The following is a 24,958-nucleotide window of genomic DNA, read 5'->3' as shown; positions in this document are numbered from 1 at the left end:
ATAAATTAAAATACTTTTTATATAGGAGTTTGACATGGATTTTATATTCGTTTTTATACTAGGTTTAGTATTCGGAAGTTTTTTTAATGTTTGTATATATAGGATACCAAGAGAAGAATCCATAGCTTATCCACCATCACATTGTACTTCTTGTGGAAATAGGTTAAAGACTGTGGATTTATTTCCAGTTTTAAGTTATATAATCCTAGGTGGAAAGTGTAGATATTGTGGTGAAAAGATTTCTATAAAATATCCCTTATTTGAGGTTTTAACAGCAACCATATTTATGTTAATATATAAGCAGTATGGATATTCAATGGATACTATAAAATATATTGTTTTTGCTAGTTATTTAATAGTTGTAGGGATTATAGATTTAAATACTACTGATGTGTACTTTAGTACTACAATATTCGGAATTGTTTCAGGATCTGCTTTCTTGATTATAAATATAATTTTAAGGAATGCATTTTTAACATATATTTATGGATCAGCTTTTGGAGTAGGTGTTATTGCTTTAATAATTATAACAACACACGGAATGGGTTGGGGAGATGCTGAAATACTTGGAATATGCGGATTGTTTTTAGGATTTAAGCTTTCTTTACTAACATTCTTTTTGTCAACAGTTTTAGGTGGAATTATTGGAATTGTTCTAATTGCTACAAAAATAAAGAGCAGAAAAGATTATATTCCGTTTGGACCATATATAGCAATAGCAGCATTGATTTCTGTATTATACGGAAATGGTATGATTGAGTGGTATTTTCAATTTTTGAATATTTGATATTAGGCATATTAATATAAGACAATAAGAGTTTAAAGGAGTTTAACATGTTTACACCAATTAAAAATGCAAAGATTTATGAGCAGGTTATTGAACAGATAAAAGAAATGATTCGTAATGGAACTTTGAAAAAAGGGGATAAGCTGCCTTCAGAGAGAGAATTAACTGTGGAATTAGGGGTTAGTAGATCTTCCATTAGAGAAGCATTGAGAGCATTAGAAATTATAGGATTGTTAGAATCTAGACAAGGTGAAGGGAATTTTATAAGGAATAGTTTTGATGAAGCATTAATTGAACCTTTATCGATTATGTTTATGTTAAATGAAAGTTCTCCACTTCAGATATTTGAACTTAGACAGCTACTGGAAATAGAAATAGCAAAACTTGCAGCAACTAAAATAAAAAAACAACAAATAAGTGATTTAACAAAAATGATAAAAGATATGAGGAAAACACAGGATGAAGAAGAAAAGGTTATACTAGATAAGCAATTTCACTATTTGATTGCAAATGCTTCTGGCAATAATCTGATAATTAATATTTTATTTGCAATATCTTGTATAATGGATAGATTTATAAAGGAAGCTAGAAGAACAATATTATTAGATGAAAAAGAAGAAATTATTCATATACAGCATAGTAATATTTTAGCAGCATTAGAATCTGGTGATGAAAATATGGCTTCAAAAGCTATGAAAGAACATATGGATTTGATAAAGGTTAATTTAAAATCAAGGCGTCTTATTTAAACGCTTTGATTTTTTTTATTCTAGTGAGTAAATTGAAATAATAGGTCAAGAAAAATACTTTTATTGGAATAAGTGAGTCGGTGTTTGATAATTAACTAACTATATGCAAATTAGTAGAAAATATAATATTTTATTAATTTTTATTGTTTTTTTTATATCGTAAAATTGCAATATAAGCTGAACTTAAGTTTAATACAGCTAATTAAGCAAATGTTAATAAATTAACTACTCTTTTATATGCATAGAATATATGATATTCTCTAATCAGTGGTAAGTTGTCATACCAGTTAAGGTGAACGGAGAAATCAAGTAAAAAGGGAGGTACAAAAAAAGTACTTCAAAATAAACCGATGAGCACCCGCCAAAATGCTATCAAAGAAGTACTTAAAAAAATTATACTATATAACTCCGATTTGGACAATCTATCTAAATGTTTTTTTGACTAAAAATTTTATCTACTAAATGGAAACGATTAATTTTTAGAAAAAAGGAGTGTATAAAATGGGTTTAGCATTAATAGCAATTATCCCAATACTAGTTGTAGGAATTATGATGGTAAAGTTTGATATGCCATCAACTAAAGCTATGCCGGTAGGTTTTGTGCTTGCAGCAATAATAGCAATTATATTCTGGAAAATGCCATTAGATTGGGTAACAGCGTCTATAATAGCAGGAGCAGTAAATACAATTGATATTTTACTTATAGTATATGGAGCATTACTTATATTACGAATGATGAAAATTAGTGGAGGAGTAAAAGGAATAGCTAATTCTCTAGCTGTGGTATCTACAGATAGAAGGGTGCAAGTTATACTTATTGGATTCCTTATGGGAGCTTTCTTTGAAGGTGCTGCAGGTTTTGGAACTCCAGCAGCAGTTGCTGCACCTCTATTAGTAGGATTAGGCTTTCCGCCTCTAGTAGCAGCAACAGTTGCATTGATTGGAAATAGTGCTCCAGTAACTTTTGGAGCAGTAGGGACACCGATAATTGGAGGGTTCGCTAATTTAAAAGATATTGTGTTGGCAAGTAGCTATTCTGGTGAATTTACAACATTCTTGATGCAAGTAGGTGGATTTGCAGCTTTACTACATTTTGTTGTAGGAACATTTATTCCATTAGCAATGGTTTGTACAATGACTCTTATAGTTGATGGAAGCATAAAAAAAGGACTAAAAGTTTTTCCTTTGGCAATATTAGGAGGTTTGGTTTTTACTATACCAGAAGTGCTATTAGCAAACTTTGTTGGACCAGAGCTTCCATCTTTAGTAGGAGCATTAATAGCAATTCCTTTATTTGTTTTCTTGGTAAAGAAAAAAGTTTTTGTACCACAAGATAACTGGGATTTCAAACCTCAAAATCAATGGGATGCCGACTGGGTAGGAACTATGAAAATGAGTGAAGAAGACGACAAGATAAAACCATTAAGTGCTATAAAGGCATGGACACCATATATTTTAATAGGTGTATTACTCTTACTTGGAAGATTGAAATGGATAGGAATTACTCCACTTCTTAAAGTATGGAAAATTTCTTTTAATAATATATTAGGAACATCAATTGGAAGGTCTATCACACCTCTCTATAATCCAGGGGTAATACCTTTTATGTTGGTAGCTTTGTTAATACCATTTATGTATGGACTTGATAAAAAAGAAGCATTTAAAGCATGGGGAGATACGTTAAAACAAATTAAGTCAGCCGCCATTGCGTTATTCTTCGCATTAGGAATGACTTATATAATGAAAAATTCAGGACTTGCTGCAAGTTCAGATTCTATGTTAATTGTAATGGCTAAAACTGCTGCTGGATTAGTTGGAAGTGGTTGGTATTTAGTTTCACCTTTAGTTGGTATATTAGGAGCATTTATAGCAGGTAGTGCTACCGTTTCTGATATCATGTTTGGTGGATTACAGTTTAGTGCAGCACAACAAGCAGGTATACCTGTTATTCCGATACTTGGATTACAAGCAATAGGTGCAGCAGCAGGTAATATGATTTGTGTTCATAATGTTGTTGCAGTACTTACAACGGTTGGATTAGTTGGTAAAGAAGGAAGAGTTATTAAAAACAATTTAAAAGTTGCCTTATCGTATGGTTTAATAGCCGGTATAGTTTCATTCGTTATAATTAAGATGTTTATACCAAATATTTTTTAAAATATATTAAAATAATAATAGTAAAGTTAAAGTGTGGTAAAGTACAGTAGTGCTTTGCCATACAATATAAATAACTGGTCATACCAGTTAAAAAATAGTATAATTAAATTAAAATGTAAAGTTTTAGCAAGAAAATATCATGAACAATTATCTAAATTTGAATAAATTTCAAATAACATAGGAGGGGTATAAATGGAATTATTAGTATGTATAAAACAAGTTCCGGGAACATCAAATGTTAATGTGGACCCAGTAACGGGAGTTTTAATAAGAGATGGAGTAGATTCTAAAATGAATCCCTATGATTTATATGCTTTAGAAACGGCTCTAAGGATTAAAAGTGAAAAGGGTGGAGAAGTAAAAGTTCTAACAATGGGACCACCTCAAGCAAAAGAAGTAATTAGTGAAGCATTTATGATGGGAGCAGATGCAGGAGCTATTTTATCAGATAGGAAATTTGCAGGTGCTGATGTACTGGCAACATCATATACTTTGTCACAAGGAGTTAAGAAATTAGGTAATGCTGATTTGGTTATTTGTGGAAAGCAAACTACTGATGGTGATACTGCACAAGTTGGCCCTGAAATGGCCGAATATCTTGGTATTCCACATGTGGCCAATGTACTAAATATTTTAGAGATAACAGAAGAGAGTATTACAGTTGAAATGGACATGGCTGAAACAGTGGAAATTCAAGAAATCAAATTCCCTTGTTTAATAACAGTAGAAAAAGATATTTATACGCCAAGACTTCCATCATACAAAATTAAACTTGATACAAAAGATAAAGAAATAAAAGTGTATGGATTAAATGACTTAGATGATAAAAATGAAAAGAACTATGGGTTAAATGCATCGCCAACACAGGTTGAAAGAATTTTTCCTCCAGAAGTAAATGATGATAAGGAAATGTGGGAAGGTAACTCAGAAGAATTAAGTTCTAAATTAGCAGATAAATTAAAAGCAATGAAATTTGTATAAATAGAATAATTAAATTTGTGTAGGAGGTAATATAATGGGTAGATTAGTGGTACATGCAGATAAATTAACAAGTGAAAATAAAAAGCAATTAATCGAAATTTGTCCTTTTAATGCAATAGTAGAAGCAGAGGATAAACTGGATATAACAGCAGGATGTAAAATGTGTAAGATTTGTGTAAAAAAAGGTCCTCTTGGAGTAATTGAGTTTGTTGAAGATGAAGTTAAAGGTATTGATAAAAGATTATGGAATGGAATTGTTGTTTATGTTGATCATATAGAAGGAACTATTCATCCAGTTACTTTAGAATTAATAGGAAAAGCTAAAGAATTGGCAGCAAAAATTAATCATCCTGTTTATGCTTTGTTTATTGGATATAATATAAAAGATAAAGCTGAAGAACTACTACATTATGGTGTAGATGAAGTATTTGTCTATGATTATGAAGAACTTGAAGAGTTTAGAATAGAGCCTTATACAGCAGCTTTTGAAGATTTTATCAATAAAGTTAAGCCTTCTTCTGTGTTAGTTGGTGCAACATCTGTAGGAAGATCTTTGGCGCCAAGAGTTGCTGCTAGATTTAGAACAGGGTTAACTGCAGATTGTACAGTACTTGATATGAAAGATAATACTGATTTAGTTCAGATAAGGCCTGCATTTGGTGGAAATATAATGGCTCAAATAATATGTACAAATAATAGACCACAATTCTGTACTGTTAGATATAAAATCTTTTCAGCATTAGAAAGAAAAGAACAACAAACTGGAAAGGTCAATATTTGTTCTTTAGAGGAAGAAAAGTTTGTGTCAAATATAAAAGTATTAGAAATTACAAAAAAAGAAAAAGAAGTGAGCATTTCTGATGCAGAAGTTATTATAGCTGCAGGAAGAGGGATAAAAACCGAAAAAGATTTAAATATGATATATGAATTGGCTGACTTATTAAATGCTCAAGTTGCTTGCACAAGACCATTAATAGAATCTGGATGGATTGATGCTAGAAGACAAATAGGATTAAGTGGACGAACTGTTAAACCTAAATTGATAATTACAGTAGGTATTCAAGGATCTGTACAGTTCATTGCAGGAATGAATAATTCTGAAACTATTATAGCTATCAATAATGATAAAAATGCTTCAATATTTAATGTAGCTCATTATGGTATTGTAGGAGATTTATACGAAGTGATACCGGAATTAATAGAAAAGATTAAAATTGGAGAAAGCTTAATTGAAGAAACAGCTTAAAAATTAAGGAGGGATAAAATGAATAATTATAAAATATTAGATTCTAAAGATATAGAATACTTAAAGTCGATTCTAGGTGACGATAATGTATTAATAGATGAAGAAATTAGTGAGGATTACAGTCATGATGAATTAGGAGGAATAAGTAATTATCCTGATGCACTTGTGAGAGTTCATAAGACAGAAGAAGTTGCAAAAATTATGAAATATGCATATGAAAATAGTTTGCCTGTAGTTGCAAGAGGATCAGGAACTGGACTTGTAGGAGCATCAGTACCTCTTTATGGTGGAATCATGATTGAAATGACTGGAATGAATAATATTTCAGAACTTGATGAGGAAAACTTGACATTAACTGTAGAACCAGGAGTTCTATTGATGGAAATAGGCAAATATGTTGAAGAACATGATTTGTTTTATCCACCAGATCCAGGTGAAAAAAGTGCAACCATAGCAGGAAATATTAGTACAAATGCTGGTGGGATGAGAGCTGTAAAATATGGAGTTACAAGAGACTATGTTAGAGGGTTAGAAGTTGTATTACCTACTGGAGAGATTTTAAATATTGGTGGTAAGGTAGTGAAAAATAGTTCTGGATATAGTTTAAAAGATTTAATTGTTGGTTCAGAAGGAACACTAGGAATAATTACTAAAGCAATTTTAAGACTTTTACCATTGCCGAAGAAATCAATAAGTTTGCTTATACCATTCGCTGGTTTGGATAAGGCTATTGAAATGGTACCTAAAATAATTAAATCTAAGGCTGTGCCAACTGCAATAGAATTTATGCAAAGAGAAACTATTTTAGCAGCTGAAGAATTTTTAGGAAAGAGATTTCCAGACAATACATCTGATGCATATTTATTATTGACTTTTGATGGGAATTCAAGTGAACAAGTAGAGAAAGATTATGAAACAGTAGCAGATTTATGTTTAGGTGAAGGAGCTTTGGATGTATTTATAGTAGATACAGATGAGAGAAAAGAATCAGTTTGGTCAGCTAGAGGAGCTTTTTTAGAAGCAATTAAAGCATCTACAACTGAAATGGATGAATGTGATGTAGTTGTGCCAAGAAATAGAGTTGCTGAATTTATAAAATATACAAAAGAGCTACAAGAAGAATTTGGAGTAAGAATTCCGAGTTTCGGTCATGCTGGTGATGGTAATCTTCATGTTTATGTGTGTAAAGACGATTTAGATGAAGAAACTTGGGAAAAGAAATTGAATGATGTGTTTGGAAAAATGTATAATAAGTCTGTTGAATTAAATGGTTTAGTTTCAGGTGAACATGGTATTGGTTATGCTAAAAAAGGATATATGTTTAACCAATATGGAGAAGAGCAAGTTAGAATAATGAGTGGTATAAAGAAGGTATTTGATCCTAAAAATATTTTAAATCCTGGTAAAGTATGCCAATAGATTATATATATACTTCTGTAAAATGGTTATAAGGGAAAATATATATTGGGAGGAGAATTAAGACAATGAAAATAGAGGTGCCTTATTCAAAAGTTCATTGGAATATTGAAATTCCAGATAAGAATCTAGCTGGTGTGTTAGAGTCTGACGCTAATAAATTTAAAGTAGAAGAATCTCAAATAAAATTAGTAAATGATGCGTTGGATAATCCTATAGGAAGCAAAAAGTTAGAAGAATTAGTAATTGGCAAAAAAAATATGGTTATTATAACTAGTGATCATACAAGACCTGTTCCAAGTCATATTATATTACCAATTATGCTCCATAGAATTAGAAAAGTAAATCCTAATATAGATATAAAAATTCTTATTGCAACAGGATATCATAGACCAACTACAAAAGAAGAGTTGATTTTTAAATGTGGTAAAGAAGTAGCTGAAAATGAAGAATTCGTTATGCATTTTTCAAAGGAAATTGATACATTAACAAAAGTAGGAATTCTTCCTTCAGGGGGAGAGCTTTGGTTAAATAAGCTGGCTATGGAAACAGAGTTATTAATAGCAGAAGGATTTATTGAGCCTCATTTTTTCGCAGGATTCTCTGGCGGTAGGAAAAGTGTACTACCAGGAGTAGCTGGAGCCAAAACAGTTCTTGCTAACCATTGTTCAAAATTTATTGCAAGTGACTATGCAAGGACTGGCATATTGGAAGGAAATCCTATACACCAAGATATGTTATATGCAGCAGAAAAAGCAAAGTTAGCTTTTATATTGAATGTTGCAATAGATAGTGAGAAAAAGATAATTAATGCATTTGCTGGAGACTATAAGCTTGCTCATGAAAAGGGTTGTGAATTTGTAGAAAGTTTAGCAAGAGTTAATAAAGCTGAAGCTGATATAGCAATAAGTACAAATGGAGGATACCCTCTTGATCAGAATATTTATCAAGCTGTAAAGGGAATGACAGCAGCGGAAGCTACCTGTAAAGAGGGTGGAGTCATCATTATGATTGCTGCATGTAATGATGGTCATGGTGGTCAATCTTTCTATGATAATATGGCAGAAGCAAGAAGTCCTGAAGAAGTGCTCGAGAAAGTATTAAAAATACCAGCAGATGAAACAATTCCAGATCAATGGGAATTTCAAATACTAGCAAGAATATTATCAAAGTATACGGTAATTATGGTTACCGATTTATGTGATCCCGAGATGATAAAAGCAATGCATATGGAACATGCATTTACTTTTGAAGAAGCATTAGCTGAAGCATTTACCATAAAGGGAAAAGATGCAAAGGTAGCAGTAATTCCAGATGGTGTTTCAGTAATTGTCAAGTAAAAGAACTCACTAATACTAAAAAAAAGGTCCTTCTGGACCTTTTTTTATGCTTCAGTTTTTAATTTATTTATACCGATTCTAATTCTATTCATTGATTCTTCTTTTCCTACAATTTTAGCCATTTCATAAACTCCACCTGGAGATGTTTTTTGTCCAGATAAGGCAGTTCTAAGAGGCCATAGAACTACTCCGTTTTTTACACCCATTTCACCTACAAGATCCATACAAGTTTTTTCTATAGATTCAACAGTCCAGTCTTCTAATGATTCTAAAAGAGGAAGAGCTTTTTCTAATACAAGTAATGAATTTTCATAGTTGGTTTTCATTCTCTTATGGATATAAATATCAATATTATGCTCTGGAAGTTCATTAAACAATTGAACTAATTCAGTAATTTCAGTTAAAACTCCAAGTCTTGTTTGGATTAATTCACTAATGAATTTAAGGTCAAGGATTTCTAATTTTTCAGTTGAGAATATTTCTTTATAGTAAGCCATAGCAACTTCGTGGAATTTATCTGAATCCATTGCTTTAATGTACTCGCCATTCATCCAAGTAAGCTTTACAGTATCAAAAACTGCTGGAGATTTACTGATATTGTGGTAATCGAATTTTTCAATTAAATCTTCCAAACTGAATATTTCTTGTTCAGTTCCAGGATTCCAGCCAAGTAAAGCAATATAGTTAACTACAGCATCTTTTAAATAACCTTTTTTAAGTAAATCTTCGAATGAAGCGTCACCATTTCTCTTACTTAATTTTTGATGGGCATCTTTCATTATTGGTGGACAGTGTACATAAACAGGTACAGGCCATCCAAATGCATTGTATAGTCTATTATACTTTGGAGATGATGATAAGTATTCATTTCCACGTACAACGTGTGTAATACCCATTAAATGGTCATCTACAACATTAGCGAAGTTGTAAGTTGGTAGACCGTCTGATTTAATAAGAACCATATCATCTAATTCTGAGTTATCTACTTTGATTGTTCCATAAATTTCATCTTCAAATACAGTTTCACCTTCAGTAGGATTGCTTTGTCTTATAACAAAAGGAATTCCTTCTGCAAGGTTCTTCTCAATTTCTTCTTTGCTTAAGCTTTTGCAGTATCCATCATATTTAGGAGTCTCTTTTTTAGCTTCTGCTTCAGATCTTAGTGCATCCATTCTTTCTTTTGTACAAAAACAATAATATGCTTCACCTTTTTCAATAAGTATTTTAGCATATTCCATGTACATGCCTCTTCTTTCACTTTGGATATAAGGACCAACAGGACCTCCTACATCTGGACCTTCGTCATGATTTAGGCCGGTAAATTTTAACGTATCATATATTACGTCAACAGCTCCTTCTACATATCTTCCTTGGTCAGTGTCTTCTATTCTTAAAATAAATTTACCATCAGCATGTTTAGCTATTAAATACGTATAAAGTGCAGTTCTTAAATTACCTACATGCATGTATCCAGTTGGACTAGGGGCAAATCTAGTTCTAACTTCATTAAATTCCATTTTTGTTCACTCCCGATTTATTTAGTTGACAGTTTTCAGTTGACAGTTGACAGTAAGGGAAGCTTTTCTTCGAAAAGCAAATAGGGAAATTTCTTAACAATCAGTGCTAACTGTAAACCTGCGTAAATACTAGTTTTATGATATAACAATGGGCATTTTATGTCAACTGAATTATGTTTAAAAGATTTACAAACTAAAAGGTGTCTCTACTTGTGAATTTTGCATTCATAATTGTGCATTGAAATGCCTTGGTTTATAATAAGAGAGGTGGTGATTTAGAATAATGATAAAGAAAATTTTATATATAATAAAAAATTCTTTCTGTAAAATAGCCGGATTTATAAACAAGTCAATTGAAGGAAGTGCTAGGACAATACAAATTCTTTTAATTAGTATTATAACGATATTTTTATTTTATATGGGATATACTTTTCATAGCGGTTATGGAAAAGCACTAGATACAATAGCAATTATGAGTATAGGATTACTACTGGCTATTCTTATTTATTTTGTAATAAAATTAGCTGTCTATATCATAAAAAAAACAAAGACTTCTAGGCTTTCTTTAATATTAACACCAGTAATTATTTCCTATTTGATATTGAATAATTATTTAATATTTGATGAATATATACTAGTTATTATTGCTATTTTAATTTCTTTTGTTCAATTGGTTTTAGGTATATTAATCCATAAAATATTTAAAAAGAAAATTTCGGTTATTGGTGTAATTATTTTTATAGTATTTTTGTTATTTGACTTTTCAATAATATATTATTTGAATTTTGATGGGAATAGAGACCCTAAGGTTATTAAATATATTAATTCTGTAGATTTTGAAAATAGTATGAAACTATCAGAAACTTTAAGTACGAATCCTGTTTCTACAGGAGAGTATAAGGTGCAAACACTTACATATGGAAGTGGAAATGATAAGAGAAGACAAGAATATTCTGAAGGAGCAGATATAATTACTGATACAGTTTATGCGTATTCTTTCTTGGAAAGGTATAAAGGGTTAAAAGCTAAAATTCGAACTTTTTATTGGGGGTTTAATGATAAAAACATGCCTTTAAATGCAAAGGTTTGGTTTCCGGAAGGAAATGGGGAATTTCCACTTGTGATTATAGCACATGGAAATCATGCTATGGAAGAGAGTTCAGAAGAGGGATATGCATACCTTGGTGAACTTTTGGCTAGTAGAGGATATATAGTAGCATCTATAGATGAAAATTTTTTAAATGGAACATGGTATGGTGATTTAGGGGGAGAAAATGATGCTCGAGCCTGGATGATTTTAAAGCATATAGAGCAATTTGAAAAGTTTAATAATGATGAGAAAAATACTTTCTATAATAAAGTTGATTTAGATAATATTGCTCTAATTGGACACTCTAGAGGAGGAGAAGCAGTAGCTTTAGCTTCGATATTCAATACACTTGAATATTATCCTTTGGGCGCAAATATCAAATTTAACTTTAATTATAATGTTAAGACTATAATTGCCTTAGCACCGACAGATGGACAATATAAGCCTGCTAATAAAGATTTAACTCTTAAAGATGTGAATTATTTGGTAATTCATGGCTCAAATGATGGTGATGTTTCGAATTTTATGGGAAATAATGTATATGACAGAACGGAATTTACTGATGATAGTGATTTTTTTAAATCATATCTTTACATTTGGGGTGCAAATCATGGGCAGTTTAATACTGTTTGGGGTAATGAAGATATGAGTATTCCTAAAAATAACTTAATTAATAAAGAAATTTTAATAAGTGGAGAAGAGCAACGGGAAATTGCAAAAGTTTATATATCAGCATTCTTAGATGCAACAATAAAAGGTAAAAGAGAATTAGTGGAGATGTTTAAGGATTATAGATATGCAATAAACTATTTACCCAAAACAATGTATTTTAATAGATATGAAGATTCTACATATATTCCAATAGCGAATTTTGAAGAAGATATAAGATTAGAAACAGCTACTATACCAAAAGTCAAAATAAAAGGAAATCTTCTAAGTAATTGGATGGAGAGGTCGTTAAGATTTAAAGATGGAGATTTAAGAAAAAATAATGCGGCTCTAATCAAGTGGAGAGGTCAAAGTGCTTCTTATAGTATAGAGCTATCGCAAGAAGAAATAGTGAATTTAAAATTAGGTAATTATGATAAATTAGTTTTTTCAGCGGGAGATTATGATAAAGATGAGGATGAGTATGAATTAGTTGATTTTACAATATCTATCACTGATTCTCATGGTGAAGTTGCAGCTATGTCATTTAGAGAAGATTGTTTTATGAATCCAATATTTAAAGCAAAAATAACTAAATTAGAATCTTATGATAATAAAAAATATGGAGATGATATGGAAACAATACTTCAAACATATATAATTAATTTTTCGAAATTTAAGGAAAAGAATGATAAAATTGATTTTGAAAAACTAAGTAAAATTGAATTTCTATTTGACAAAACTTCTTATGGATATATAGCAATTGACGATATTGGAGTAATGAAGTAAAACTTTATCAGTTTACAGTTGACAGTGTTCAGTTTACAGTAAAGGGAACCTTTCGTAAACGAAAGCTTAAAATTGAATTTTTTCTTTTTCGTAGCCAAAGTACATCATTACGTTAGCGCAACTAACAAAACTTAATTTGGAGATTTTCTGTATTAAAATCATCCTTTACTGTCAACTGATAACTGTCACCCGTAAACTAAGTTAGAATTCTATATAAGTATTTCCATCCATAGGAATTAATACTTGTAGTGGTGGATTTTCACCATTCAAACCAACTGCATAGACAGTATAGAACCTATTTGGTTTTAAGAGGACATTAGGCACTGTAAGTGCTACATCACTACTACCAGTTGGCCTTGCTTGTAATGTATATCTACCAGGATTAACTGCAGCATACTCTGTAACTTCTTTAAAAGATACATCTTGGAATATAACTGTTCGATCTGGTAATGTTATATCTACTGAAGGTGTATTGGGAGATAAATGGGCAAATCTAATATAAGTTTTAGAAGGATCTCTTGGCAAAATCGGATCATTAATTGGTAAAAGTTCAATATCAGATACCTTGCCTATAGCTGCAATGGTAGAAATTGTTTCTGAATTTAAATCTAAATTAGTATTGATAACAGGTGTTGATTTGGTTCCAGTAGGATAAACTTTAATATTATATGTCCCAGCAGGAACATCAAGATATTCTGTGAATTCTTTATATTTTAAATTCTTGACTAAAGGTTGGTCATTAGCATAAATATCAACTGCAGGAGCATCAGGACTTGCGTGTAAAATTCGAACAAATGCTTTTGGGTTTGTTCTAAACATTGGATAAAAAAACATAATCTCACCTTTATAAATTATTTATAGAGAAACCAATAGTTACTATAGTGCACAATGCACAGTTGACAGTACACAGTTAATGATAATTTTCTTACAGAAAATTTTTAAATTAAGTTTTTATAATCATTTGCTTTGCCAAAGAAAAAAATTTAGATTAAAAGCTTTCGTTTTATCGAAAGGTATCATGAACTTGTCACTTGTCACTTGTCACTTGTCACTTGTCACTTGTCACTATATTAGAATTCTCTTCACCATAAATAAGTTATGAAATAGGAGCTGAAAATGTGAATAAACCCCAAAAAAAACTTAAATGGAGTTGATTATATTATGAATGAAAAAAAATTGAGTTTTATTCATACTGCAGATATTCATCTTGGAAGAATTCCTCATGTTGGATTAGAAATTTCAAATAATATAAATAAATTAATTAATAATGCGGTGTTTACAGCTTTTGAGAAAATTGTTCAATATGCAATTGAAAATAATGTGGATTTTATTATTATAGCTGGAGATTTGTATGATAGTGGATTTAGAACTGTACAAAGTAGAAAAATATTTTACGAAGGAAGCTTGCGTTTAAAAGAAAACAATATTGATATTTATTTGATTAGAGGAAATCATGATGCTTTTGGAGGGGAGAAAAACTTATTTGATTTACCTTCTAATGTATATGAATTCACAAGTGATGCTGCTCAAGGAATTAGTGTTATAAAAAATGATATATGTGTAGCTAATGTGATTGGACAATCTTATAGAGGTAAAAGTGAAAGAAGGAAACTTCAACAAAATTATTCGAATTTTAAACATGATGCTTTTAATATAGGAATATTACATACTGGACTTGAAGCGAATAAAAGTAACTATGTTCCTTGTTCTCTAAGCGAATTAAAGGAAGTCGAAAATATACATTATTGGGCATTAGGGCATATACATAAGAAACAAGTTATAATGGAAGAAAAACCAACTGTTATATATCCAGGAACACCTCAAGGTACTGATATTAATGAGGAAGGGGTATGTGGCTGTTGCCTTGTTAAAGTTGATTATGATAATAATATAGAATATGAATTTTTAGATACTGCTTCTATTGTATGGAAAAAGGTAAATATAGACTTAACTAAATACAATTTAAAAAATATAAATGAACTTCAAGAGCTATTAATGAATAAAGGCGAGGAAATTATAACTAACAGTGGAATAAAAGGGTATGCTATAAGGTGGATTATTGAAGGTCAAACAGAATTAAATAGTGTACTTAGAGAAGATGAAGAAAATACGTTAAACTATTTGATGGAAACCCTAAATGCTTATTTCCTAGATAAAACTCCTTTTTTAATATCTGACTCTATTATTTTGAAAACAATAGATCGAATAGATGAATTAAGTAAAAATATTCAAAATAATGAAATATTAAAAGAACTAGAAATAATTTTTCAAAGATTATACAATGAAGAAAATTTTAAAGAAGATTTGTTGAATAATTTAGGAAATATCTTCGAAAAGAATGTTGATCCAGAGAATATTAACGAGATGAAATTTTTACTCCAAGATGAATTTATTCAAGATATAATAGGAGAGGCTAAGAATTTGATATATCAACAGCTTCTAAAAGAAGGTGATTTTATTGAAGATAAATAATTTATATATAAAAGATTTTGGTATATTTAGAAATGAAAAACTTCAAAATCTTGATAGTAATATTGTTGTAGTAGGAGGAAATAATAGAGCAGGAAAAACTACTTTTATGAATATTTTAAGATATTTACCTTTTGGTTTTCCTAAAGGCTCTAATGTTATCCCTAATGCAAATGTAAACTATGAGGTAGAGGCAGAAATATTATTAAATAAGGAAAGGTATTCTGTTTTAACTAGCGGCTTTAAAACTCCAAAAGTAACAAGCTTAAATAGCAAAATATCTTATGATATAGAAAAAATCTTTGGAAATATTGACTTTTTTACATATAAACAGCTTTTTTCAGTTACATTAGATGAGTTACAAAACTTAAATGCATCAAACAATGAATTGGAAATAATGAAAACAGTTTTCTTAGGAGCTGGATATAAAGAAATGGCTGTGATGCCTAAAATAATTAAAAAATTAAATAGTGAAGCTGGTAAGATTGGAGGAAAAAGTGGGAACCCTTCTACAGGGCAATTCAAATTATTTAATAATGCAATAAAAAAGGGTGTCCAGGAGAAAAAAGATGCCTCTAATCAAATTGAGGTATATCATAGTTATCAAGAAGAATTGAATAAAATAGAATTTGAAGTCCAGGAAGAGAAAAAAAGAATCTTAGCCTATAAAGACAAGTATTTTGAGTTAGACATAGTTAGAACTAATTATGAGTTATTTACAAATATAAAAGAATTGAAGGTAATTTTAAGTAATTCAAAGAATATATTTTTAAAGGATGGAAATGTTAGTAAAGCAAAATTTATAAAGAATCAATATAAAAAAATAGTGGAAGAGATAGAAAATAATATATCGGATTTAACAGATAAGAATTTACTAAAGGAAGAAAATAGAAATATATTAATTGGAAATAAGGACAATATAGATAAAGTATTTAGAAGTGCTGATAGTTTTAAAGAAAAAATAAATGATTATTTCGATATTGAAAGAAAAAATAAAGCAGATGAAAACAGCCTTAAAAGAGAAATAGCTAATATTAATTCTAAGTGGTATGAAGATTTTGAGAATGTAATTAATATAAGAACAGATGATTCTTCTTTTGAGGAATTATCTACAGCTATTAATAAGTTTAATGAAAAGTCAAAAGAAAAAGAAGTATTACAAAATCAGATTCAGAAAATATTAGACGAGATTAAAATATTGTCAAATAATAAGAAAACGGAAATAAAAGAATTTAGAAAGCAAAATGTTATTGGTTATTTCTATATTTCCATAGGAATTTTAGTTCTTGGGATAGTCTTGAGTTTTATTAATAAATGGGCAGGAATTGGAACTATTTTATTTAGTATATTGTTTGGTATAACCTTTTTGATTATTAAATCGAATCTTTATAATAATACAAAACATAGACTTAATTTAATAAAAGAAGGAATAGATAAAAATAATATTGATTATAAAAATTTAGAGAATAAAAAAGATAGATTACATAGTGATATTTCAATCTTAATGAATAAATTAGAGAATTATAGAGTATTATTTAATCTTGGAAATGATATTGATTATGAATACCTTAGAACATATTTTTTAAGAATTAGAGAGTTAAAGAATAGGATAAAAGATTATTATACTGCTATTTATAAAAGTGATAGGGTTAAAGAAAATCTTGTCTTCAAATTGGAAAAGGCTATTTGTGATTTAAAGTTAGAAAAATATGGAAGTTTTATGAAATTACCAGAAGATAATATTTTAGAAAGCTATGAAAATATATTTATATATGCCGATAAATTAAAAGGATTAGCCAATGAAGCAGGTAAAATAGAAAAAAAATTATGTAAAAAGAGAGAGCTAGAAAGGGAAATTAGAGAATTAGTAGCAATAGATGATAGTAATATTGACTATTTAGAGGAAATAAATAATTATATTTTTGACTGTGAAAGTGCAGAAAAGATTAAGCAAAAGGAAGCAGAATATCATTTAAAATTAAATTCTTTAAATATGTCTCTTAACAAAGATAGGGTTAAAGAAGTAATTGTTAAAGATGATAATAGTACGTTAGTAGATTCTTTGGGGAAATTAGTAAATAGGTATATTTCTAAGGAGGAAGTTATTAAGGAAATAACTATTTTAGAAGAAAAACTAGATACTGAAGAGAAAACACTTAGAAAACATATTAGAGAAAAAGATAAACTTCTTATAAAACTAAAAGAATTATCAACATTAGATAAATTTCAAAAGGCACAGAATTCTATTGATAGCGCAAGAAAAGAACTTTTTCCTATAGCTAGAAAATATGCTATTTATAAGGCTAGTATTTGTATACTCCAAGAATTACAAAATAACTTTATTGAAAAAACTCAAAGTAAATTATTATTAGGTGCTTCAAAAATATTAAATGAGATAACTTCAGGTGAAGTGCAGGAAATATTGCCTCATAAAGATATAATAAAGTATGATTTTATTTCAAAAGATAAAAGTGGTAATGTTTATAATAGTGCTGATATCCTTAGTAGAGCTACAAAAGAACAATTATTTTTGAGCATGAGGATGAATAGAATAAGAGAGCATAAACCTAATATACCTATAGTTTTTGATGATTCGTTTGTTAACTTTGACGAAAAAAGCTTATACAATACAGGTGTTTTACTTAATAAAATATCGAGAACAAATCAAATATTTATACTTACTTGTCACTCAAGAGTTGTAGATTTTATCTCAAAAACAAATAAGAATGTTAAATATTTATTCTTGAATAATGGAGAGTTTAAAGAAACTGATGATAAAAGCCTGATTAAAGAGTTGGCAGAAGTTTAAATATTATAATTTAAATATCATAGGAAGAAACAAGGGGGAAATATTCGTGTCAAACACATTATTAAAGAAATTAGCAAAATTATTAGTAAATTATTCAACAGGTGTAAAGGAAGGCGATTTTGTTTTGGTTCAATCTAATGAAATTGCAGAACCTTGGATGGTAGCAGTTGTAGAAGAGGCTATTAAAGCTGGAGCGCATGTTGAAACATTGTTAGATTCTCAAGATTCAACAGTGGCTAAATTGAGATATTCTTCAGATGAACAATTACTTCAAGAGAGTTATATACAAAAAATTGCTTTAGAAAAAGCTGATGTTTGGTTAACTGCTTGGGGTACAAAGAACACAAGAGCAAATTCTAATATTGATTCTGAGAAAATTAGATTAAAAGCAAAAGGAGCTTCTAGTTGGAGAAAAGTATACTCAGAAAAAACAGGAGATGGTTCATTAAGATGGTGTGGAACTCAATTTCCAACATGTGCTGATGCTCAGGAAGCTTCAATGAGCTTGGCTGAATACGAAGAATTTGTTTATGGAGCAGGTTTATTAGAGTTAGAGGATCCGGTTGAGGAATGGAAGAAAATCAGCAAATATCAAGAAATATGGGTAAAATATTTAGATACAAAAAAAGAACTCCATATTGTTTCTGAAGGTACTGATTTAAAAGTAAATATTGAAAATAGAAAGTGGATAAACTGTGATGGAAAAGTGAACTTCCCTGACGGAGAAATTTTTACATCACCAGTAGAAGATGGTGTAAATGGCAATATTACTTTTAGTTTTCCTGGAATTTATGAAGGTAAAGAAATCGAAGGAATAAAAATGGAGATTAAAGATGGTGAAGTTATTTCTGCTTCAGCTGATAAAGGGGAAGATTTGTTAAAATCATTATTAAAGACCGATGAAGGAGCAAAGAGATTTGGAGAAGTTGCCATAGGAACAAATTACGGAATTAAGAAATTTACTAGAAATATGCTTTTTGATGAGAAAATTGGAGGTACAGTTCATTTAGCTATTGGTGATTCAATGCCTGAAGCTGGTGGTGAAAATAAATCTACAATTCACTGGGATATGCTTTGCGATATGAGGGAGAATGGGAAAATATATGCTGATGGTGAATTGTTTTATAAGAATGGAAAGTTTATTGATGAGGTCTTAAAATAATTTATTTTATAAGAGAAAGAAAGTGATGATAATAAAATTTTTAAATATATTTACAAGGTTTTTGAAGATGGCAGGTGCGGTGATATCATATATATCCTTATACTTTATAACAAGTTTTTTAGCATTGATTATCGCACTAATGTTTCTAATGATAAATGGCAGTGAGTTAAATATACTAGAAAATGCTGAGTTAATTGAAACAATTAATTTTAAAATTATGCCTCTATTTTTGATATTGTTTTTCATAATTTGTTATGGGGTATTTAAAATTATTAATAGGGATTTAATAAAATTTTGTAGATTTAATAGATTCAGAATCTCATATGTTGTTCCAATAATATTAATAGCTATATTTACAACTGGAATTTCATTAGTTTGTACTCAATATGGAATTACGATATTTCCAGATTATGCTGAAGTGAGTAACACTTATAGCATGGCTGCTAAAAGTATTATAGGAATATTAGGAATTATTGTTTTTGCGCCTATTCTGGAGGAAATACTTTTTAGAGGAATGATTTTCAATAGGATGAGAGAAGATATGAATGTGGTGTTGGCAGCTATTTTACAAGCAATAATTTTTGGTATGATGCATGGAAATATGCTTCAATTCTTTTATACATTTGCTTTAGCACTTATAATGGCTTATGTTTACGTAAAAACGGATTCTTTATGGATGAGTATTTTAGTTCATATAACATATAATCTATTTGGTGTAGCAATATACCCAGCTCTATTAGATAATTTTAATATCCCTCTAATATTGTTTGGTATAATAAATATTGTTTTATTAATTGGGTCTTTTATGTATTTTAACTTTATGGTGAAAATTGAAAAAACATATTAAAAAAAGAAGAGAAATCTCTTCTTTTTTTTAAAGCAATGAGTACATAGTGTATCCACCAGTAATATTTTTCGTATTAAATCCTTTAGAGTTGAGTAATTGTTCAGCTATATAACCTCTTAAACCAACTTTACAGTATATCCAAAGTTCTTTAGCTTTATATTGTTCTAATTCAGTAAATTTATTTCGTAGTTCTTGAAGAGGTATGTTAATAGAGCCCTCAATATATCCTTCTTCTTGTAATTCTTCAGGCATTCTAACATCTAATACAACCACGTTGTTTTTATCTCTTGAATCAACATCTTTTGGCATTACTATAGAAGAACGTCCAGTCAATACATTTTCAGCATAGTAACCAGCCATGTTAACTGGATCTTTTGCAGATGAGAATGGAGGAGCATATGCCAATTCCAATTCAGTTAAATCCTCAACTGTTCCATTAAATCTTATCGCAGTTGCTATATCATCAATTCTTTTATCAACGCCTTCAGTTCCTATTCCTTGAGCGCCTAGTATCTTACCATTTTCTCCAAAAATAAGTTTTAAGTAAATTCTATCAGCTCCAGGATAATATGAAGCGTGACTATTTGGTAAAACATATATAGATTTGTAAGGTATATTATTTCTATCTAAAATTCTTTCATTATTACCTGTACTTGCACATGTTAAGTTAAAAACTTTAAGTATAGAAGTACCTTGAGTACCTTTATACTTCTTATCTAAGCCAGCTATATTGTCAGCTACAATTCTTCCTTGCTTATTTGCAGGACCTGCTAGAGGAATAGCGGTTTTATTGCCATTAATAAAGTCTACTACTTCTATGGCATCTCCAACTGCATAAACATCTTTTATGTTTGTTTCTAATTTATCATTTACAATAATATGGCCTTTTGGTCCAAACTCTAATCCAGAATCTTTAAGAAATGCTACATCAGGCATAACACCTATAGAAAGTAACACTAAATCAGATGATAAAGTAGTTCCATCTTTTAAAGTAACTGTAACGGTACCATCTTTACTATTGAAAGATTCAACTCCATTGTTTAGTATTAGTTTAACTTTATTTCTCTCCATTTCATTTTCAGCTATTTTAACCATATCTGAATCAAAAGGAGCTAGGATATGAGGAGCTGCTTCTACTAAAGTGACTTCCATATTTAAATCTATAAGATTTTCAGCCATTTCAACTCCAATAAATCCGCCACCTATAACTATTGCAGAGTGAAGTTTATTTTCCGTAACGTATTTTTTTATTATATCAGTATCTTTCATATTTCTTAATGAGTGAATATTTTCACCATTAATTCCAGCAATATTTGGCTTAATTGGTTTAGCGCCTGGTGATAAAATTAGAACATCATAGGATTCTTCATAAATCCCGTTTAAACTTTCTACTTTTACCTTCTTATTATCAAAATCTACTTCTGATACATTACTATTTGTTCTTACATCAATATTAAACTTAGCTTTCATTGCTTCTGGGGTAGCAACTAAAAGATTTTCTCTTTCAGTGATTGTTTTACCAATATAATAAGGCAGTCCACAGTTTGCAAAAGATATGTAATTGCCTCTTTCAAAGATCGTAATTTCTGCATTTTCATCTAATCTTCTCAATCTTGCAGCAGCAGAAGCACCACCTGCGACACCGCCTATAATAAGTACTTTTTTTGACATTAAAACACCCCTTTTGATATATTATATTTTAGCTTTAGTGATTAATAGATTATACAGAACTATTATAAATTTCGAACAAGTTCGCAATTAATAGTTACAAGTGATAAGTTCATGATACCTTAACTTGTCACTTGTAACTTATCACTTGTCACTGTTTTAGTTCGTAATCTATTTCAAAAGTGAAAAAATAAATATTTTTAATAAAAACTCCCTTTACGGGAGTTTTATATTAAATAAACAAGTTAACGTTTGAATCTTCAGCTTCACCTAAGTAGTAGCCAACTCCACCAATTTTAACACCATCAATTAATTCTTTTTGTTGTAATCCTAGAAGTTCCATAGACATTTGACATGCAACTATTTCAATACCACTATCCATAGCAGCTTGCATTAATTCTTCTAATGAACTGACATTGTGTTTTTTCATTATTCCACGAATCATTTGTGGACCAATACCAGCCATGTTCATTCTAGATAATCCTAGCTTTTTACTTCCTTTAGGCATCATCATACCAAACATTTTTTCTATAAAGTTCTTTTTAACTGTAACATTTTCAGTTTTTCTTAGAACATTGATTCCCCAGAAAGTAAAGAACATAGTTACTTTCTTACCCATAGCAGCAGCGCCATTAGCTATAATAAATGAAGCAATAGCTTTATCTAAATCACCGCTGAATACTACCATAGTTTTGTTATCTTTAACTTCTACAGCAGTTGCAGATGCTAAAGCCGTAGCAGCTTCACCTAAGCCTTTTTGTAATGTAGCTGTGATTATACCTTTTTCTTTATAGATATTTAATAAGGTATTGTTAGTTCTCTTGCACCATGCTTTGATATCTTCATAAAAACCAGGATCAGAAGCAGTTATAACTAATTGGTCACCTTCATTGATTTCATCAACAGCACCTTTTACTCTCATCAATGGGCCAGGACAACTTAAACCACATGCATCTAAGTTTTTGATTATTACATTATCTTTTATATTATTCATGTTAGTTTCAACATTTGATTTTTCTAATTCTTTGCTTGGTGTGAATTTTCCAGCCATATATACTTTATAACCTCCTGTAATGTTTTTAACATTAAATCCATTAGCTCTTAAAACTCTTTCAGCGATGTATCCACGAAGTCCAACTTGGCAGTATGCCCAAATTTCCTTATCTTTATATTGCTCTAATTCATTCAATCTATCTCTCAATTGTTCTAAAGGTATGTGGAGTGAATTTTCTATTTGTCCGCCTTCAGCTTCTAATTCTGTTCGAATATCTAATAGTAATACTTTTTCTAAGTCTGCTGAATCAATATCTCTTGGCAAAACAGCTTTTGATCTTCCTTCAATTATGTTTTCAGCATAGAAACCAGCCATATTAACAGGATCTTTTGCTGAAGAGTATGGAGGTGCATAGGCTAATTCTAATTCAGTTAAGTCATAAATAGAACCATTCAATCTTATAACAGTTGCAATATCGTCAATTCTCTTATCGACACCATCATAACCAATTGCTTGGGCACCTAATACTTTACCTGCCATGTTAAAAATTAATTTCAAGGTAATTGGTGTAGCTCCAGGATAATAAGAAGCATGACTTTGAGGTAAAACATATATAACTTCATAAGGAATATTAGCATTTTTTAAAGTTCTTTCATTATTGCCAGTACTTGCACAAGTAAGGTCAAATACTTTAAGAATTGAAGTTCCTTGAGAACCTTTAAATTTTCTATTTAAACCACATATATTATCAGCGGCAATTCTACCTTGTTTATTTGCAGGGCCAGCAAGAGGAATAGCAGTTTTGTTTTTATTAACAAAATCTATTACTTCAATAGCATCTCCAACTGCATAAACGTTTTTAAAGTTAGTTTCCATTTTATCATTAACAATAATATGGCCTTTAGGACCAAATTTTAAACCTGTTTCTTTTAAGAAATTAACATCAGGGGTAACACCAATTGCTAAAATAACTAAATCTGTTTTTATAATTGTATTATCTTCTAGAGTTAATGCAGTTTGCCCATCTATATCTTCAAATTTACATACTTTATTATTTAAGACAACTTTCACACCATTATCTTGCATTTCTTTTTCAGCTATAGCAACCATATCTGAATCAAATGGAGCTAATATATGTGGTGCTGCTTCTACTAATGTTACGTCAATACCTAAATCAGTTAGATTTTCAGCCATTTCAATACCGATAAATCCACCACCAATAACAACTGAAGAACTTAATTTATTTTCTGTAACAAAAGCTTTTATTTTGTCTGTGTCAGCCATATTTCTTAGTGAGAAAATTCTTTCCCCATTGATACCCTCAATTGGTGGCTTTATAGGTTTAGCACCTGGTGAAAGTATTAAATCGTCGTAATTTTCTGTGTAGGTTTTATTACCTGAAGTAATAGTAAGTTCTTTTTTCTCTACATCGACTTTAATTACTTCACTATTTATTCTTACATCAATATTAAATTTATCTTTCATGTCTTTTGGTGTAGATACAAGCAAATTATCTCTTTCTTTTATTGTGTCACCTATATAATAAGGTAGACCGCAATTTGCAAAAGAAATATAAGAACCTCTTTCAAATAAAATGATTTCTGCTGATTCATCTAGCCTTCTGAGTCTTGCAGCAGCAGATGCACCACCAGCAACACCACCGACAATTAAAACTTTTTTACTCATAATAAACCTCCTTGGATAATTAATCTTCAAACAAAACTTTTATAATTTTTTCGATTTTATTATTTGACAGGGTATATTGTACTTCTGTACCCTTACGATTCCCTTTTACAACACCTGCTTGCTTTAGTAATTGTAAATGCCTTGAAACAGTAGGTTGAGGTATTTGAAGGCAAGCTTGCATTGTATTAACATTGCAATGTTTTTTTTCAAGTAAACCTTTTATAATACATATCCGAACAGGATGAGCTAGCACTTTTAAAAGATCAGTTTTTTCAGTATAGATTTCAAAATTATTGTCCATGCTTACCACCCTATCAAGAATTTTTTTTAGAAGAAACATTAAATTACAATATTATTATATTCAAATAATTGAATATTGTTATATTATAATATTACGATATATTAATATGTTTGTCAATAAATTAACTACTATTTTGTTATTAAAATAACTAATAGCGTAAGGGGAGTTTTTATACTTAACAATTGACAGTTTTCAGTTGACCGTAAAGGAAGCTTTCGGAAACGAAAGCCCGAAATTAGTTGTAAGTGATAAGTCAAGGATGTTTTTACTTTATAAAGATCAAAATTAATTTTCCTTTTGTG

17 protein-coding genes are annotated in these 24,958 nt (G+C 29.9%); 12 read left to right on the top strand and 5 right to left on the bottom strand.

Annotated features, from left to right (window positions below; translation table 11 throughout):
- The first annotated feature begins 34 nt into the window (after positions 1 to 34).
- From ACQ3F0_RS10805 to larA, 7 genes are all read left to right on the top strand, one after another.
- On the top strand, positions 35 to 787 hold the full coding sequence (locus tag ACQ3F0_RS10805) for a prepilin peptidase (RefSeq protein ID WP_428865256.1): 753 nt from the start codon (positions 35 to 37) through the stop codon (positions 785 to 787).
- Positions 788 to 834: 47 nt separating this feature from the next.
- Positions 835 to 1,536 (top strand): FadR/GntR family transcriptional regulator, encoded by a 702-nt coding sequence (locus tag ACQ3F0_RS10800; protein ID WP_428865254.1) that lies wholly within the window; start codon positions 835 to 837, stop codon positions 1,534 to 1,536.
- Between the two features lie 501 nt (positions 1,537 to 2,037).
- Positions 2,038 to 3,693 carry an L-lactate permease gene (locus ACQ3F0_RS10795; RefSeq protein WP_428865253.1) on the top strand — a complete coding sequence of 552 codons (1,656 nt, stop codon included), beginning with the start codon at positions 2,038 to 2,040 and terminating at the stop codon, positions 3,691 to 3,693.
- 192 nt (positions 3,694 to 3,885) lie between these two features.
- Positions 3,886 to 4,674, top strand: a complete 789-nt coding sequence (locus ACQ3F0_RS10790; protein ID WP_428865252.1) for an electron transfer flavoprotein subunit beta/FixA family protein — start codon at positions 3,886 to 3,888, stop codon at positions 4,672 to 4,674.
- A gap of 34 nt (positions 4,675 to 4,708) precedes the next feature.
- On the top strand, positions 4,709 to 5,920 hold the full coding sequence (locus ACQ3F0_RS10785) for an FAD-binding protein (RefSeq protein ID WP_428865251.1): 1,212 nt from the start codon (positions 4,709 to 4,711) through the stop codon (positions 5,918 to 5,920).
- A gap of 18 nt (positions 5,921 to 5,938) precedes the next feature.
- Complete coding sequence (locus ACQ3F0_RS10780; protein WP_428865250.1) at positions 5,939 to 7,339, top strand: FAD-binding oxidoreductase; 1,401 nt, start codon at positions 5,939 to 5,941, stop codon at positions 7,337 to 7,339.
- Positions 7,340 to 7,404: 65 nt separating this feature from the next.
- Entirely contained in the window at positions 7,405 to 8,676 is a 1,272-nt protein-coding gene (gene larA, locus ACQ3F0_RS10775; protein WP_428865249.1) for a nickel-dependent lactate racemase, read from the top strand.
- Between the two features lie 44 nt (positions 8,677 to 8,720).
- Here the strand turns inward: larA and gltX are convergent, their stop codons facing one another.
- Positions 8,721 to 10,193, bottom strand: a complete 1,473-nt coding sequence (gltX, locus tag ACQ3F0_RS10770) for a glutamate--tRNA ligase (protein ID WP_428865248.1) — start codon at positions 10,191 to 10,193, stop codon at positions 8,721 to 8,723.
- 283 nt (positions 10,194 to 10,476) lie between these two features.
- Here gltX and ACQ3F0_RS10765 point away from each other — a divergent pair, with 283 nt between their 5' ends.
- Entirely contained in the window at positions 10,477 to 12,720 is a 2,244-nt protein-coding gene (locus ACQ3F0_RS10765; RefSeq protein ID WP_428865247.1) for a hypothetical protein, read from the top strand.
- Between the two features lie 201 nt (positions 12,721 to 12,921).
- On the opposite strand, the gene ACQ3F0_RS10760 is transcribed toward ACQ3F0_RS10765, so the two are convergent.
- Entirely contained in the window at positions 12,922 to 13,554 is a 633-nt protein-coding gene (locus tag ACQ3F0_RS10760) for a DUF4397 domain-containing protein (protein WP_428865246.1), read from the bottom strand.
- A 327-nt stretch (positions 13,555 to 13,881) separates the two neighbouring features.
- On the opposite strand from ACQ3F0_RS10760, the gene ACQ3F0_RS10755 reads away from it, so the two are divergent.
- Genes ACQ3F0_RS10755 through ACQ3F0_RS10740 form a run of 4 tightly spaced genes read left to right on the top strand, consistent with a single transcriptional unit; the run spans position 13,882 to position 20,007 of the window.
- A complete protein-coding gene (locus ACQ3F0_RS10755; protein WP_428865245.1) occupies positions 13,882 to 15,192 on the top strand; it encodes a metallophosphoesterase family protein in 1,311 nt (436 codons plus the stop codon).
- Positions 15,179 to 17,998 (top strand): ATP-binding protein, encoded by a 2,820-nt coding sequence (locus ACQ3F0_RS10750; RefSeq protein ID WP_428865244.1) that lies wholly within the window; start codon positions 15,179 to 15,181, stop codon positions 17,996 to 17,998. Before ACQ3F0_RS10755 ends, ACQ3F0_RS10750 begins: the two co-directional genes overlap by 14 nt.
- 46 nt (positions 17,999 to 18,044) lie before the next feature.
- Positions 18,045 to 19,160, top strand: a complete 1,116-nt coding sequence (locus ACQ3F0_RS10745) for an aminopeptidase (RefSeq protein WP_428865243.1) — start codon at positions 18,045 to 18,047, stop codon at positions 19,158 to 19,160.
- 25 nt (positions 19,161 to 19,185) lie between these two features.
- On the top strand, positions 19,186 to 20,007 hold the full coding sequence (locus tag ACQ3F0_RS10740) for a CPBP family intramembrane glutamic endopeptidase (protein WP_428865242.1): 822 nt from the start codon (positions 19,186 to 19,188) through the stop codon (positions 20,005 to 20,007).
- A 27-nt stretch (positions 20,008 to 20,034) separates the two neighbouring features.
- Here the strand turns inward: ACQ3F0_RS10740 and ACQ3F0_RS10735 are convergent, their stop codons facing one another.
- From ACQ3F0_RS10735 to ACQ3F0_RS10725, 3 genes are all read right to left on the bottom strand, one after another.
- The gene (locus tag ACQ3F0_RS10735) at positions 20,035 to 21,678 is read right to left on the bottom strand and encodes an FAD-dependent oxidoreductase (protein ID WP_428865241.1); all 1,644 of its coding nucleotides are present in this window, start codon (positions 21,676 to 21,678) and stop codon (positions 20,035 to 20,037) included.
- A gap of 229 nt (positions 21,679 to 21,907) precedes the next feature.
- Positions 21,908 to 24,355 (bottom strand): DsrE/DsrF/DrsH-like family protein, encoded by a 2,448-nt coding sequence (locus ACQ3F0_RS10730; protein ID WP_428865240.1) that lies wholly within the window; start codon positions 24,353 to 24,355, stop codon positions 21,908 to 21,910.
- 19 nt (positions 24,356 to 24,374) lie between these two features.
- Positions 24,375 to 24,656 (bottom strand): ArsR/SmtB family transcription factor, encoded by a 282-nt coding sequence (locus ACQ3F0_RS10725; RefSeq protein ID WP_428865239.1) that lies wholly within the window; start codon positions 24,654 to 24,656, stop codon positions 24,375 to 24,377.
- Positions 24,657 to 24,958 lie beyond the last annotated feature (302 nt).

Source organism: Clostridium sediminicola (assembly GCF_050402865.1).
Classification (GTDB): domain Bacteria; phylum Bacillota; class Clostridia; order Clostridiales; family Clostridiaceae; genus Clostridium_AF; species Clostridium_AF sediminicola.
The sequence above is the reverse complement of the archived record's forward strand: the minus strand, read 5'-3'. Positions and strand labels throughout refer to the sequence as shown.